Source organism: Curtobacterium sp. MCBD17_028, from assembly GCF_003234875.1.
Taxonomy (GTDB): domain Bacteria; phylum Actinomycetota; class Actinomycetes; order Actinomycetales; family Microbacteriaceae; genus Curtobacterium.
This window is the reverse complement of sequence record NZ_QKTQ01000001.1, coordinates 194,241-206,589: the sequence shown is the minus strand read 5'-3', so window position 1 is coordinate 206,589 and position 12,349 is coordinate 194,241. Positions and strand designations below refer to the sequence as shown.

Here is a 12,349-nt window from a genome sequence, read left to right as displayed (position 1 = left end):
AGACTGGCAGGCTCCGAGCACACCGGGGGGACCCGTCGTGTTCCGCCGATCCCGGCCCGTGCTCGGTCGACGCGGTCGGTCGCCACCTGAGCGGCGGCTAGGATTCCCTGAGGAGGCATCATGTCCAGGTGGGGGGACCGCGACGGAGTCGGCGCGGAGCAGAGCGGGACGCCGACGGTGCGCGTGATCGGTGTCGTGGTCGCGGTGGCGACGGCGGGCCTGTTGACCGGGTGTTCGATGCTCGGCGGGACGACCGACCCGGGCCCGTCCGTCACGACGTCGCACCGTCCGACGCACCACCGCACGGCGACCGTGTCCGCCACGCCCACAGCCACGCCGACCGCCCCGAGCGCCGGCGTCATCCCCGGGTCCGCGACGCCGCGCCCCGCGACCGCCGGACCCGAGGCGGCGCCGAGCCCGAGTCCGACGCTCACGCCCGTCGCGCAGGGCACCGTCGTCGCCCAGGGGGACGTCGCGTCGCCGAAGGGCAGCATCCACTTCCACTACCGGATGGTCGCGAACGGCGACGACACGTACTCCGCCGAGTACTCCGGGTTCACCTCGACCGTGCCGGTGCCGATCTCCGTCACGCTGCTCGACGTCTCGCCGGAGGTGGGGGACGGCCTGACCTACCACGGGGTCGCGGACCACCAGCTCGGGGGTCCGACGACCGCACCGGCACCCGCGTCGTCCGCGTCCCTCGGCGACATCGGGCAGCCGGCGTACCTCGGGACGCTCGTGACCTACTCGTCGGCGGCGGCCGAGGCCGACGTGCCGCAGGAACTCGGCCCCGACAAGGTCCTCGCCGTGAACACTGTGCACTGGTCGATCCCCGTACGGCAGTCGAACGTCCACCCGGTCGACGGCGGGGCACGCCCATACGCCTCCGGCACCGTCACCGCGACGACGGCCAGCGGTGCCCCGAAGCGGTACCGGGTGGCCCACGGCGACACGACGGCCATGGTGGCGTCGCGGTTCGGGATCTCGGTGCAGGACCTCATCTGGCTCAACGCGGGCCTGCAGGTGTTCGGCGACCAGCAGTACCTCTACGAGGACACGACGATCAACCTCGACCCCGACAGCAAGTAGCCCCCGGCCGGGACCCGGTCACACGACGGCCGCGATCGGCCGACCCGGGGCGCGGACCGCGGAGTCGAGCCGCGTCCACGCGCGGCCCAGGGCCTCGACGAGCCGCACCTGCGCGTCCGCCGGCACCGCGTAGGGGACGCGGAGGAACCCCTCGAAGCCCCCGTGCGGCCCGAACGCACCACCCGAGGTGAGGACGAGGCCCTCGGCGCGGGCGGCGAGGACGAGCGCGCTCGAGACCGGACGGCCGAGGCGCACCCAGGTGGACAACCCGCCGGCCGGTGCCGGGACCTCCCACTCCGGCACCCGGTCCCGCAACCCGGCCACGACGGTGTCGCGGGCGGCGCGGAGGAAGGTGCGCCGGGCCTCCAGGGCGGCCGCCGTGTCCGGGACGAGCTCGCGGACGATGCGCTGTTCGATCGCGGGCGTGCCGAGGTCGCCCGTCGGCCGGGCGAGCACGAGGCGCTGCAGGAGCGCGGGGTCCGCCCGGATCCAGCCGACCCGCAGACCACCCCAGAAGACCTTGCCGGCCGATCCGATGAGGACCGCTGGACCGGCCGTCGCGAACGGCGGCACCACGTCGCCGTCGATCCGGAGCTCCGCCATGGTCTCGTCGGCGATGACGACGGTGCCGGCGTCCGCGGCCGCCGCGAGCACGGCCTCCCGGAGTGCGGACGGCATGGTCGCCGCGGTCGGGTTGTGCAGGTCGGGCATGAGGTACGCGACCGCTGGCGCGCTCCGCCGCAGCGCGCTGACGAGCGCGTCACCGTCCCAGCCGTCGTGCGCGTCCACGGGCACGGCCACCAACCGTGCCCCGGCCGCGCGGAACGCCTCGTGGGCGTGCGGGTACGTGGGGGACTCGATGAGGACCTCCGTGCCGCGGCGCACGAGCACGCGCGCCAGGAGCGCGATCGCGTGCTGCGCGCCGAGGGTGACGAGCACCTGGTCCGCCGTCGTCGGCAGGCCCCGCGTCGTGTAGCGGTCGGCGATCGCCGCCCGGAGCCCCGGGTCGCCGACGGTGTCGTACCCGTTGCCCACGAGTGCGGCCGGGAGGCCCTGCACCGCCCGCACCGCCGCCTCGGCGACACCCGGGGCCGCGTGGAGCGCTGCCTTCCGCAGGTCGAGCAGGTCGCCGTCCACCGGCGCGGCGAGGTGGTCCGGGTCGGGCCGCCCGGCGACCGCGGACGGGAGCCGCAGCACACTCCCCGACCCGCGGGTGCTGCGGAGGAACCCGTCGTCCCGGAGCAGGGCGTAGGCGCTGGCGACCGTCGTCCGGCTGACGCCGAGCGCGTCGGCGAGCTGCCGTTCGGCGGGGAGGCGCGTCCCGACCGCGACCCGCCCGTCGATCGCGAGCACGCGGACGGCGTCGGCGAGTGCGCTGTAGGCGGGCCCGGACGAGCCGTCGCGCCAGTGCGTGAGCAGGGCGGCGGCGGCCCGGGCCGAGAGCACGAGGGGGATCACGGTGGCCAGCGTAGGATGATTGGCTCTCGACGACCAGTCCAATCCGCGGTTGGGTGCTCGTGTGTCCCGCCGCCCCGCGCTCGTGCTCCGTGTCGTCCAGCTCCTCGTCGGTCTGTTCCTCTACGGGGCCGCGACGGCGCTCATGGTCCGCGCGGTCATCGGCGTCGCGTCGTGGAGCGTCCTCACCGAGGGGCTCGAGCGGATCGTGCCGTGGTCGTTCGGCACCGTGACCCTGGTGTCGAGCGGCGTCATCCTGCTGTTCTGGATCCCGCTGCGCCAGCGGCCCGGCATCGGCACGGTCCTCAACGCGCTCACCATCGGCCCGGCCGCCGACCTCGTCCTCGCCGTCGTCCACACCCCCGCCGGGCTGCCGGGACGCATCGGGCTGTTCGCGCTCGGGCTCGTCCTGCTCGCCGTCGCCACGGCCTGCTACATCGGGGCCCGGTTCGGAGCGGGCGCGCGGGACGGCCTCATGGTCGGACTCCACGAGCGGCTCGGCTGGCCGGTCTGGCTGGCACGGACCGCGATCGAGTTGACCGTCGTCGTGGTCGGGTGGCTCCTGGGCGGCGACGTCGGCGTCGGGACCGTCGTCGCGGCGTTCGCCATCGGACCGATGGTCGGCCCGCTCATGCCCGTGTTCGCCCGTCTGCCATGGAGCACACCCACCGCGCCCACTCCCCGGTAGCGCTGCGGTACGGCGTCGACGCGCGGGTCCGTCCGTCACACGGGAATGGACGACGGCACCAGCGCTCTTGAGCACTCCATGACATCGTCGACGGAACGCCGCGGCTGGCTCAGTGTGCTCTCGGTGGCACTCGGCTCGTTCGTGCTCGTGCTCTCGGAGTTCCTGCCCATCGGACTCCTGCCCGCCATCGCCCGCGGGCTGCACGTCGACATCGGCACCGCAGGACTCATGGTCGTCGCCACCGGACTCACCGGCGCCGTCGCCGCACCGGTGGTCACCGTCGCCACCTCCCGCGTGGACCGTCGCGTCGTCCTCGTCGCCCTCACGGCCCTCCTGGTCGTGGCCGACGCGCTCGCCGCGGTCGCGCCGTCGTTCTGGGTGCTGCTCGTGGCGCGGATGCTCCTGGGCGTCGGGATCGGCGGGTTCTGGTCGATCGGTGCCGGGATCGCCGGGAGGCTCCTGGCGCCGTCCGCCGTGATCCGCGCGACCTCGTTCATCACCGCCGGCATCTCGGTCGCGACGGTCGTGAGCCTGCCGCTCGGTGCGTTCGTCTCGTCGCTCGCCAGCTGGCGGCTCGCGTTCGTCATCGGCGGCGGCCTCGGTGTGGTGGCGCTGGGCCTCCAGGTCGCGATGTTGCCGCGGATCCCGGCGACCCAGGCCGTCCGGTTCGCGACGCTCGGCGGGCTGCTCCGGATCCCGCGCGCTCGCGTCGGTCTCATCGCCGCGGTGTTCCTGTTCGTCGCCCAGTTCGCCGCCTACACGTACGTGTCGCCGTACCTGGAACAGATGGTCCGCGTCGACGCGGACACCGTCACGATCGCCCTGCTCGTGTTCGGCATCGCGGGGATCATCGGGAACTTCGCCGCGGGGTGGACCCTGAGCCGCAGCGTGATCGGCACCATCGGCGTCGCGAAGGCCGTGCTCGCCGCCTCGGTCGTCCTGCTGCCCCTCGCGGCACAATCGGTCGTCGCGGTGTTCGTCCTGCTCGCGGTCTGGGGCTTCGTGTGGGGTGCGCTGCCCCTCGGGACGCAGACCTGGATGTCGAACGCGTCGCCCGGCTCGTCCGAGAGCGGCCTGGCGCTGTTCGTCACGACCATCCAGCTCGCCATCGCCGGCGGGTCCGTGCTCGGCGGCGCCGCCGTCACGTCGTTCGGCCTCGCGACCGACTTCTGGTTCTCGGGCGCCGTCGCGGTGATCGGCGCGGTCGTGCTCGTCTGGCTCGGGCAGCGTCGGCCGACGAGCCCGGCCATGACCGGGGGAACGGCGACGACCGCGGGACCCGCGACGACCGCGGAACCGGCGACGACCGCGGGACCGGCGACGACCGCCGCGATCCGCCTCCCGGGTGCCGGCGACCCGGACCCGGTGTGCACGCCGGCTCCCTGACGAACGGACGAAGCTGGCCGAGCGGTGCCCGCGTGCACTAGCTTCTGCCGCATGCGCACGGTCACGAGTGGTCTCTTCACGTCCGTGGACGGCGTCGTCCAGGACCCGTTCCGGTTCCAGTACGACTCGTTCGACGACGAACTCGGTGCCGGGATGGGCCGGTTCATGGCGGCGACGTCGACGGTGCTCCTCGGCAGGACGTCCTACGAGGAATGGGCGACGTGGTGGCCCGCCCACACGGAGGACCCGTTCGCCCGGTTCATCAACCCGATCGAGAAGCTCGTCGTCTCGCGCACCCTCGGACCGGATCTGGCGTGGGAGCACAGCACCCTCATCGAAGGCGACCTGCTCGACGTCGTCCGCGAGCTCCGCGCGGGGGACGGCGGGGACGTCGCGGTCTGCGGCAGCATCTCGGTCGTCCGTCAGCTCGTGTTCGCGGGCCTGCTCGACGAACTCCAACTCATGATCCACCCCGCCGTCGCGGGCGCCGGACGCCGCCTGTTCGAACCCACCGACCCCCCGCTCCGCCTGCGGCTGCTCCGGAGCGAGGTCACGAGCAAGGGCAACGTGCTGACCACGTACGGTCCGTTCGAGGCGGTGGTGGCGCCGTGACGCTCCCCGGGGACGGGCACGTCCACAGCGAGTGGTCCTGGGACAGCGGATCGGACCCGGCGTCGCCGGGGCGGATGGTGCGCACGTGCGAGCAGGCGGTCCGGGTCGGGCTCCCGGCCATCGTGTTCACCGAACACCTCGACCTCGAGGACACGTGGCGCGTCGACGACGGCGACTTGGGACCGTACGCCGGGGCGCTCGTCGGCGACGACGGCATCGTCCACCTGCCGTCGTTCGACCTCGACGGGTACCTCGAGTCGATCGACCGGTGCCGATCCGCGTTCCCCGGACTGCGGATCCTCACCGGCGTCGAGTTCGGCCAGCCGCACCTCTGGGGGGAGGCGGCTGCCACGGTCCTCGACACCGGCGCGATCGATCGCGTGAACGGGTCGCTGCACATGCTCCCCTTCGGCGACGACCGCACCGAACCGACGACGCTGTACCACCACCGACCCGCGGACGAGGTCATGTGGGCGTACCTCGAGGAGGTCCCCCGCATGGTCGCGGGGTCCGACGCCTTCGCCGTGTTCACGCACATCGACTACGCGGTGCGCGCCTGGCCGACCGCGACGGCGGGACCGTTCGACCCCCGACGCTTCGAGGAGGGCTTCCGCGCCGCGATGCGCGCCATCGCCGAGTCGGGTCGGGCGCTCGAGATGAACACCCGACGGCTCTGGTCGTGGGTGCCGCAGTGGTGGAGCGAGGAGGGCGGCCGAGCGGTGACGTTCGGCAGCGACGCACACGTCCCCGAGGCGGTCGCCGCGCACTTCCCCGAGGCCGTGCTCATGGTGGAGTCGTTCGGGTTCCGTGCCGGATCGCGGCCCGAGGACCCCTGGACGCGCTGACGCGTCGCGCCAGCATGCACCGGCAGCGCCCCGCGGCGTCCGCTGACCCCGGTCACCGCGAGCGCGAGAACGCCGCGTCGAACGCGGCGTCCGGCGGCGCGATCCGCCCGAGTGCCCGGACGAACGCGAGCGCCTCCGGCCCCCCGACGAGCCGGTCCATGCCCGCGTCCTCCCACTCGACGCTCGTCGGGCCGTCGTACCCGATCGCGTTGAGCACCCGGAAGACCCGCTCCCACGGCACGTCCCCGTGCCCGGCGGTCACGAAGTCCCAACCGCGACGTGGATCGCCCCACGGCAGGTGCGACGCCAACCGGCCGTTGCGTCCGTCGAGTTGCTTGACCGACTCCTTGCAGTGCACGTGGTACACCCGGTCGGCGAAGTCGAGCAGGAACGCGGCCGGGTCCAGGTCCTGCCACACGAAGTGCGACGGGTCGAAGTTGAAGCCGAACGCGGGCCGGTCGGCGAACACCTCGAGCGTCCGCTTCGCGGTCCAGTAGTCGTACGCGATCTCCGACGGGTGGACCTCGAGCGCGAACCGCACCCCGACCTCCTCGAACACGTCGAGGATGGGCGCGAACCGGTCGTGGAAGTCCTGGTACCCGGCGTCGACCATGCCCGGGGGCACCGGCGGGAACCCCGCCACGGTCTTCCAGATCGCCGACCCGGAGAACCCGGTCACGGTGCGGGCGCCGAGTGCCGCGGCCGCCCGCGCGGTGTCCTGCATCTCGCGAGCAGCCCGCTGGCGGACGCCCTCGGGGTCACCGTCGCCCCAGACGTGCGGCGGCAGGATGTCCTCGTGCCGCGCGTCGATCGGGTCGTCGCACACGGCCTGCCCGACCAGGTGGTTGGCGATCGCCCGGACCTCGAGCCCGTTCCGCTCGAGCACGGCCTTCCGCTCGGCGACGTACTCCGGGTCGGACGCGGCGCGGCGGACGTCGAGGTGGTCCCCCCAGCAGGCGATCTCCAGACCGTCGAACCCCCACTCGCCGGCCAGGCGCGCCACCTCCTCGAACGGCAGGTCGGCCCACTGACCGGTGAACAGCGTGACCGGGCGGGTGCCGGCTGCGGCGCTCACGAGGCGACCTCCGCCGCGGGCGCGGCCAGGGCCTCCCGGACGGACGGCCACGACCGGAGCCGTTCGCGCACGTCGTCCCGCTGTTCGTCGGCGATCGCGGTGGTGAGCGCGCGGCCGAGCACGTCGTCGATGCGGACCGGGAGGCCCGTGGCGGCCGACTCGACGGCCGCCTCGACCATGGCGAGGCTGACGACGTTCTCGTGCACCTCGCCCTGCGGACGCCGTCCGGTCCGCAGCGCGGTGACGAACTCCGCGAGCGACCCGGCGATCTCCGGTGGGGTGCTCGTCGGCGGGTCGACGACGAGTGGCGACCCGTCGGCGCGCTCGGCCCACGGCGCCGCGTCGCCGTCCCAGAGCGCGGTGCCCCCGGCGGCACTCACCCGCCAGTCGCCGTTCCAGGACGTCTCGGCGCCGGCGGCACACCAGCTGCCCGAGTAGACGAACCGCACGCCGTCCTCGAACGAGAACACGGCGCTCGCCGCGGCATCGCCCCGGTACCAGCTCCACGAGGGGTTGAACGCCTCGCAGTACACCGACACGGGATCGCGTCCGAGCAGGGCGCGGACCGCGTCGAAGGGGTGGATCGCCATGTCGAGGAGCAGCGGGTGGTCCATCACGTCGCGGAACCCCCCGAAGTGCGGGGCCTTCGCGAAGGTGTGGGTCACGACGCCGACGTCGCCGAGCTCGGCGGTGAGGGCACGGAGGTGCGTCAGGTGGTCGTTGTACCGGCGGGACTGACTCACCATGAACAGCTCGCCCGTGCACTCGGCGGCCGCGGCGAGCGACAGGCCCTCGGCGACCGAGGCGGCCACGGGCTTCTCGCCGAGCACCGGCAGACCGAGGAACAGCGCCTCGGTGGTGACCGGGTGGTGGGCGCGGGGGATCGTGACGTCGAGGACCGCGTCGGGACGGACCTCCCGGACCATGTCGGCGAGCACGGCACCCGTCGGCACCGTCCCGCCGCCGGCGGCGGCGACGAGCTCGGCACCGGCGCGCGCGGTCTCGGGGACGAGGTCGACGATGCCGACGAGCTCGACGTCGGCACTGGCCACGACGTTCCGCAGCCACGCCTGCCCCATGCCGCCCGCGCCGACCTGCAGGATGCGGACCGGGCGGTCCGCGTCGATGGTCTCGGTCATGCCTCGATCGCTCCCTGGTAGCTCTTGCCGTTGAAGAAGTCGTCCGTGTCGTACCGGAGCAGGGTCGGCGTCGCGCGCTCGCGCTCCGGACGGGCCCACTCGACCGCGTTCGCGATGACGTGGGTCACGTCGGGCTGGTGGTAGACGGGGAAGTCCTGGTCCCCGGGGCTGAAGTAGAACACCTTGCCGAAGCCCCGGCGGTACGTCATGCCGCTCCGGAACACCTCACCGCCGCTGAACCCGCTGATGAACACGAGCTCGTCCGGCGTGGGGACGTCGAAGTACTCGCCGTACATCTCCTGCTCGGGGATGACGATCGGGTTCGGGATGCCGCGGGTGATCGGGTGCTGCGGGTTCACCGTCCAGACGAGCTCGCGGTCGTGCTCGCTGCGCCACCGGAGCGTGCAGGTGGTGCCCATGAGCTTGCCGAAGATCTTGGACCAGTGGCCGGAGTGCAGCACGATGAGGCCCATCCCGGCGAGGACGTGCCGGTGCACGCGGTCCACCACCTCGTCGTCGACCTCGGCGTGTGCGGCGTGGCCCCACCAGGTGAGCACGTCGGTCTGCTCGAGGACCTCCTCGGTCAGGCCGTGCTCGGGCTCGTCGAACACGTGCGTCGTCACCGACGCGGCGTCGCCGAGCCAGTTCGTGATGCCGGCGGCGATCGCGCCGTGCATGCCGTCCGGGTAGCGGTCGGCGACGTGCTGCTCGACCTGTTCGTGGCGGTTCTCGCCCCAGACGACGACGCGGATGGGGGTGGTGGTGTCGGTCACGGTTGCTCCGTTGCTCGTGGTGGTGTGGTGTCGTGGTGCGCGGCGGTCACTTGACCGCACCGCCGGTGGCGCCCGCCGCGATGAACCGCTGCGCGATGACGAGCAGGATGATCGCGGGCAGGGAGGCCAGGACCGCGGTCGCCATGACCGTGCTCCAGTCGGCGGTGTACGTGCCGATGTACTGGTAGATGCCGAGGGTGATCGGCCGGATCTTCTGGGTGGTCGTCAGCGTCAGGGCGAACAGGAAGTCGCTCCACGTGAACAGGAAGGTGAACAGCGCCGCGGTGACGAGCGCGTTCACGCTGATGGGCAGCACGACCGCGGTGAACGCCCGGACGTTGCCGGCGCCGTCGATCTTCGCCGCCTCGATGATCGACGTCGGGATCCCGGCCATGAACGCGCGCATGACGATGATCGCGAACGGGATCCCCGCGGTCGAGTCCGCGAGCACCAGGCCGAGCACCGAGTTGAGGAGCCCGAGCTGGTTGTAGGCGGTGTAGAGGGCGTTCGCGACGACGATCCCGGGGATCATCTGCGCGATGAGGATCCCGAAGAGGATCGTGTCCGCGCCCCGGATCCGGAGCTGCGCCAGCGCGTACGAGGCCGGGGCGGCGATGAGCAGGCTGAGGACGACGCTCCCCGCCGCGATGAGCAGGCTCGTCACGAGGTTCCCGCCCTGGTCGGCGAGCGCGTGCGCGTACCCGGAGAACTGGGCGTGGAACGGGAACCACGCGGCGTCGATCGCGGGTCCGGCGGGCTGGAGCGAGATGTTGAGCATCCAGTAGACCGGGAACAACATGACGCACAGGATCAGGATCCCGATGACGGTCAGGATCCACTTCCGGGAGGCCCGGCGCGGCCGCCCCGCGTCGGCGGCGGTCCGGCGGGTGGTCGCCCCTCTGGCGGCCCGCGAGCGGGTCGGGGCGGTGAGCACCTGGTCCGGTGCCACGACGTGGTCACTCATCGATCGCCCTCCTCGTGGCGCGCAGGTAGACGACCGCGAACACCGCCGAGATGACGATGAGGATGTCGCTGAGCGCTGCGCCCTTGCCGAAGCTGAACTGCTGGAACGACAGCTGGTACGACTGGGTGGCGATCGTCTGGGTGGAGTTGGCCGGGCCGCCGTTCGTGAGCCCGAGGATGATGTCGAGCACCTTGATCGTGTAGACGACGCCGAGCACGAGCACGACGCTGACGACCGGACGGAGCATCGGCCAGGTGATGTGCCGGAACGCCTTCCAGCCCGTGGCACCGTCGAGGGAGCCGGCTTCGTACAGCTCCTCGGGGATGTCCTGGAGACCGCTGTACAGGATCGTCGTGTTGAACGGGATCCCGATCCAGATGTTCACGCCGATCACCGTGAGCAGCGCGATGGACGTGCTCGTCAACCAGGGGACCGGCCCCGCGACGACGTGCAGGCCCTGCAACACCTGGTTGAGCACGCCGCTGTCCTGGTCGAGGATCCACTTCCACACCGCGCTCGAGACGATGAGGGGCAGGAGCCACGGCAGGAGCAGGAGCGACCGGAGCAGACCGTTCAGCGGGAACGACCGCTTGAAGAACAGCGCGATGAGGAGCCCGAGCACGAACTGCCCGACGATGGAGATCACCGTGAACAGGGCGGTGTTGAGCAGCGCGGTGCCGAAGTAGTGCGCGCTGATGACGCTGACGTAGTTGCGGAGCCCGATGAACGGGGCGCTCCCGGTGAAGAACGTCGTCGTCGTGTAGTCCTGGAAGCTCATGACGATGTTCTTGACCACGGGGTAGCCGAAGAACAACAGCATGTAGACCACGGCGGGTGCGAGGAACAGCAGCCGGAACACCCGTTCGCGGCGGAGGCTCCCGGCGCCGCGCCGGGGCCCCGGCGCGGGGCGGCGGTCCCGCTCGGAGCCGCCCCCCGTCCCCGTCGCCCGGCTCCGCACGCCGGCGGTGTCGACCGTCATCAGCTGTTCGCCGCGTCCTTGAGCGCGTCCGCGGGCGACGACTGCCCGGTGAGCGCCGACTGGATCGCGGTGTAGATCTTCGTCGCGGCGGCCGGCCACTTCGCGCCGAGCTCACCCGTGCGGGCCCGGGCCGTCGCGACCATGTCGACGAACACCTGCTCCGACGGCACCTGCTGGCCGAACCGCTTCGCCACCGCGGTGCGCGAGGGGATCGTGTACCGCTGCTTCGCCATGGACAGCTGGTTCTTCGCGCTGTTGAGGCACTTGACGACCTTCGCCGCGACCTTCTGCTTGGCGCTGTCACCGGTCTGCGGCACGGTCCAGACCTCGCCGCCGAGCGGAGCGACCGAGTCGTCGCCGGCCTTCGGCACCGGGATCTTCGCGATGCCGTAGTCGATGCCGCTCGCCTTGAGGGCCGGGATCTGCCACGGGCCGTTGATCATCATCGCGGTCTTGCCCGCGATGAACTGGTCGTTCACGTCGGCCTGTGTCCAGTTGAGCGCGCCCTTCGACACCGAGCCGCTCTTGACCATGTCGGTCCAGAGCTGCAACGCACCCTGGGTGCCCTTGGTGTCGAGGTGCTTCTCGTCACCGCCGTTCGACCACATGAACGGCAGGAACTGCCACGAGCCCTCGTACGTGGCGTTGGCGTCGAACGCCAGACCGTACTGCGATCCCGACGTCAGCTTGGCGGCGGCGGTCTTCAGCTCGGCCCACGTGGTGGGGACCTGGACGCCCGCGTCGCTGAGGTCCTTCTTGTTGTACATGAGCGCGATCGTGTTCACGGTGGGGGCGAGCCCGTAGAGCTTCCCCTTGTACGTGCCGGCCGACACGACGCCCTTGGCGTACCCCTTGGACGAGATCCCGTAGTCCTTGAGCGGGGCGAGGGCACCGCTCGCCGCGATCTGCTGCAGGTCGGGGTTGTCGAGCATGAGCACGTCCGGCAGCGTCCTCGACGACGCCTGCTGCAGGACCTTCTGGACGAGGTTCGCACCCGGAACGACGTTGCGGTTGATCGTGACGCCGATCTGCTTGCCGCACTGCTTGAGCGTCTTGCCGATGACGACCTTGTCGTTGCCCTGGTTGTAGTAGTCGAGCACGCTGATGCTCTTCACACTGCTCGCGGCGGGGCTCGAGCCGGTGGCACAGCCGCCGAGGACGAGCGGGATGGTGGTGGCGATGGCGGCCGCTCCGACGAGGGTGGCTCGTCGTCGCGCCCGGGTGGGGACGGATGTGCTGCTGCTGCGCTTCATTGCGGTGCTCGCTTCCTGGATGGGACCTCGCGGCTGCGCGAGGGTCGTGCTGCGCCCGGTCGCGGGTGCGCGGGCGTGGTCGAGCGCCCGG

At 72.0% G+C, this 12,349-nt stretch carries 12 protein-coding genes; 5 read left to right on the top strand and 7 right to left on the bottom strand.

The genetic code is table 11. The annotated features are described in order from the left end of the window. The first annotated feature begins 120 nt into the window (after positions 1 to 120). Entirely contained in the window at positions 121 to 1,089 is a 969-nt protein-coding gene (locus DEI86_RS00980) for a LysM domain-containing protein (RefSeq protein ID WP_258376430.1), read from the top strand. An 18-nt stretch (positions 1,090 to 1,107) separates the two neighbouring features. Here the strand turns inward: DEI86_RS00980 and DEI86_RS00975 are convergent, their stop codons facing one another. Further along, positions 1,108 to 2,547: a PLP-dependent aminotransferase family protein gene (locus DEI86_RS00975; RefSeq protein ID WP_258368423.1), complete on the bottom strand. Its 1,440-nt coding sequence runs from the start codon at positions 2,545 to 2,547 to the stop codon at positions 1,108 to 1,110. A 19-nt stretch (positions 2,548 to 2,566) separates the two neighbouring features. Here DEI86_RS00975 and DEI86_RS00970 point away from each other — a divergent pair, with 19 nt between their 5' ends. From DEI86_RS00970 to DEI86_RS00955, 4 genes are all read left to right on the top strand, one after another. Continuing rightward, complete coding sequence (locus DEI86_RS00970; protein ID WP_258376429.1) at positions 2,567 to 3,232, top strand: YitT family protein; 666 nt, start codon at positions 2,567 to 2,569, stop codon at positions 3,230 to 3,232. Between the two features lie 78 nt (positions 3,233 to 3,310). Next, positions 3,311 to 4,618, top strand: coding sequence for an MFS transporter (locus DEI86_RS00965; protein WP_111048581.1), 1,308 nt, complete (start codon positions 3,311 to 3,313; stop codon positions 4,616 to 4,618). Positions 4,619 to 4,669: 51 nt separating this feature from the next. After that, the gene (locus tag DEI86_RS00960; protein ID WP_111048580.1) at positions 4,670 to 5,230 is read left to right on the top strand and encodes a dihydrofolate reductase family protein; all 561 of its coding nucleotides are present in this window, start codon (positions 4,670 to 4,672) and stop codon (positions 5,228 to 5,230) included. After that, positions 5,227 to 6,075 carry a PHP domain-containing protein gene (locus tag DEI86_RS00955; protein ID WP_111025948.1) on the top strand — a complete coding sequence of 283 codons (849 nt, stop codon included), beginning with the start codon at positions 5,227 to 5,229 and terminating at the stop codon, positions 6,073 to 6,075. The genes DEI86_RS00960 and DEI86_RS00955 overlap by 4 nt, the downstream gene beginning before the upstream one ends. Positions 6,076 to 6,127: 52 nt before the next feature. On the opposite strand, the gene DEI86_RS00950 is transcribed toward DEI86_RS00955, so the two are convergent. Genes DEI86_RS00950 through DEI86_RS00925 form a run of 6 tightly spaced genes read right to left on the bottom strand, consistent with a single transcriptional unit; the run spans position 6,128 to position 12,258 of the window. Further along, entirely contained in the window at positions 6,128 to 7,150 is a 1,023-nt protein-coding gene (locus DEI86_RS00950) for a sugar phosphate isomerase/epimerase (RefSeq protein WP_111048723.1), read from the bottom strand. Further along, on the bottom strand, positions 7,147 to 8,289 hold the full coding sequence (locus DEI86_RS00945) for a Gfo/Idh/MocA family protein (RefSeq protein WP_111048579.1): 1,143 nt from the start codon (positions 8,287 to 8,289) through the stop codon (positions 7,147 to 7,149). The genes DEI86_RS00950 and DEI86_RS00945 overlap by 4 nt, the downstream gene beginning before the upstream one ends. Beyond that, entirely contained in the window at positions 8,286 to 9,062 is a 777-nt protein-coding gene (locus tag DEI86_RS00940; protein ID WP_111036353.1) for a ThuA domain-containing protein, read from the bottom strand. The genes DEI86_RS00945 and DEI86_RS00940 overlap by 4 nt, the downstream gene beginning before the upstream one ends. A gap of 46 nt (positions 9,063 to 9,108) precedes the next feature. Then, a complete protein-coding gene (locus DEI86_RS00935; RefSeq protein WP_111048578.1) occupies positions 9,109 to 10,026 on the bottom strand; it encodes a carbohydrate ABC transporter permease in 918 nt (305 codons plus the stop codon). After that, on the bottom strand, positions 10,019 to 11,005 hold the full coding sequence (locus DEI86_RS00930; protein ID WP_111008737.1) for a carbohydrate ABC transporter permease: 987 nt from the start codon (positions 11,003 to 11,005) through the stop codon (positions 10,019 to 10,021). The genes DEI86_RS00935 and DEI86_RS00930 overlap by 8 nt, the downstream gene beginning before the upstream one ends. Beyond that, on the bottom strand, positions 11,005 to 12,258 hold the full coding sequence (locus tag DEI86_RS00925; protein ID WP_111008738.1) for a sugar ABC transporter substrate-binding protein: 1,254 nt from the start codon (positions 12,256 to 12,258) through the stop codon (positions 11,005 to 11,007). The genes DEI86_RS00930 and DEI86_RS00925 overlap by 1 nt, the downstream gene beginning before the upstream one ends. Positions 12,259 to 12,349: the final 91 nt, after the last annotated feature.

Excerpts from the sequence above, each read along its gene's own strand:
- DEI86_RS00980 (WP_258376430.1), top strand. The coding sequence starts at position 121 with ATGTCCAGGTGGGGGGACCGCGACGGAGTCGGCGCGGAGCAGAGCGGG.
- DEI86_RS00965 (WP_111048581.1), top strand. The coding sequence starts at position 3,311 with ATGACATCGTCGACGGAACGCCGCGGCTGGCTCAGTGTGCTCTCGGTG.
- DEI86_RS00960 (WP_111048580.1), top strand. The coding sequence starts at position 4,670 with ATGCGCACGGTCACGAGTGGTCTCTTCACGTCCGTGGACGGCGTCGTC.
- DEI86_RS00945 (WP_111048579.1), bottom strand. The coding sequence starts at position 8,289 with ATGACCGAGACCATCGACGCGGACCGCCCGGTCCGCATCCTGCAGGTC.
- DEI86_RS00935 (WP_111048578.1), bottom strand. The coding sequence starts at position 10,026 with ATGAGTGACCACGTCGTGGCACCGGACCAGGTGCTCACCGCCCCGACC.
- DEI86_RS00930 (WP_111008737.1), bottom strand. The coding sequence starts at position 11,005 with ATGACGGTCGACACCGCCGGCGTGCGGAGCCGGGCGACGGGGACGGGG.
- DEI86_RS00925 (WP_111008738.1), bottom strand. The coding sequence starts at position 12,258 with ATGAAGCGCAGCAGCAGCACATCCGTCCCCACCCGGGCGCGACGACGA.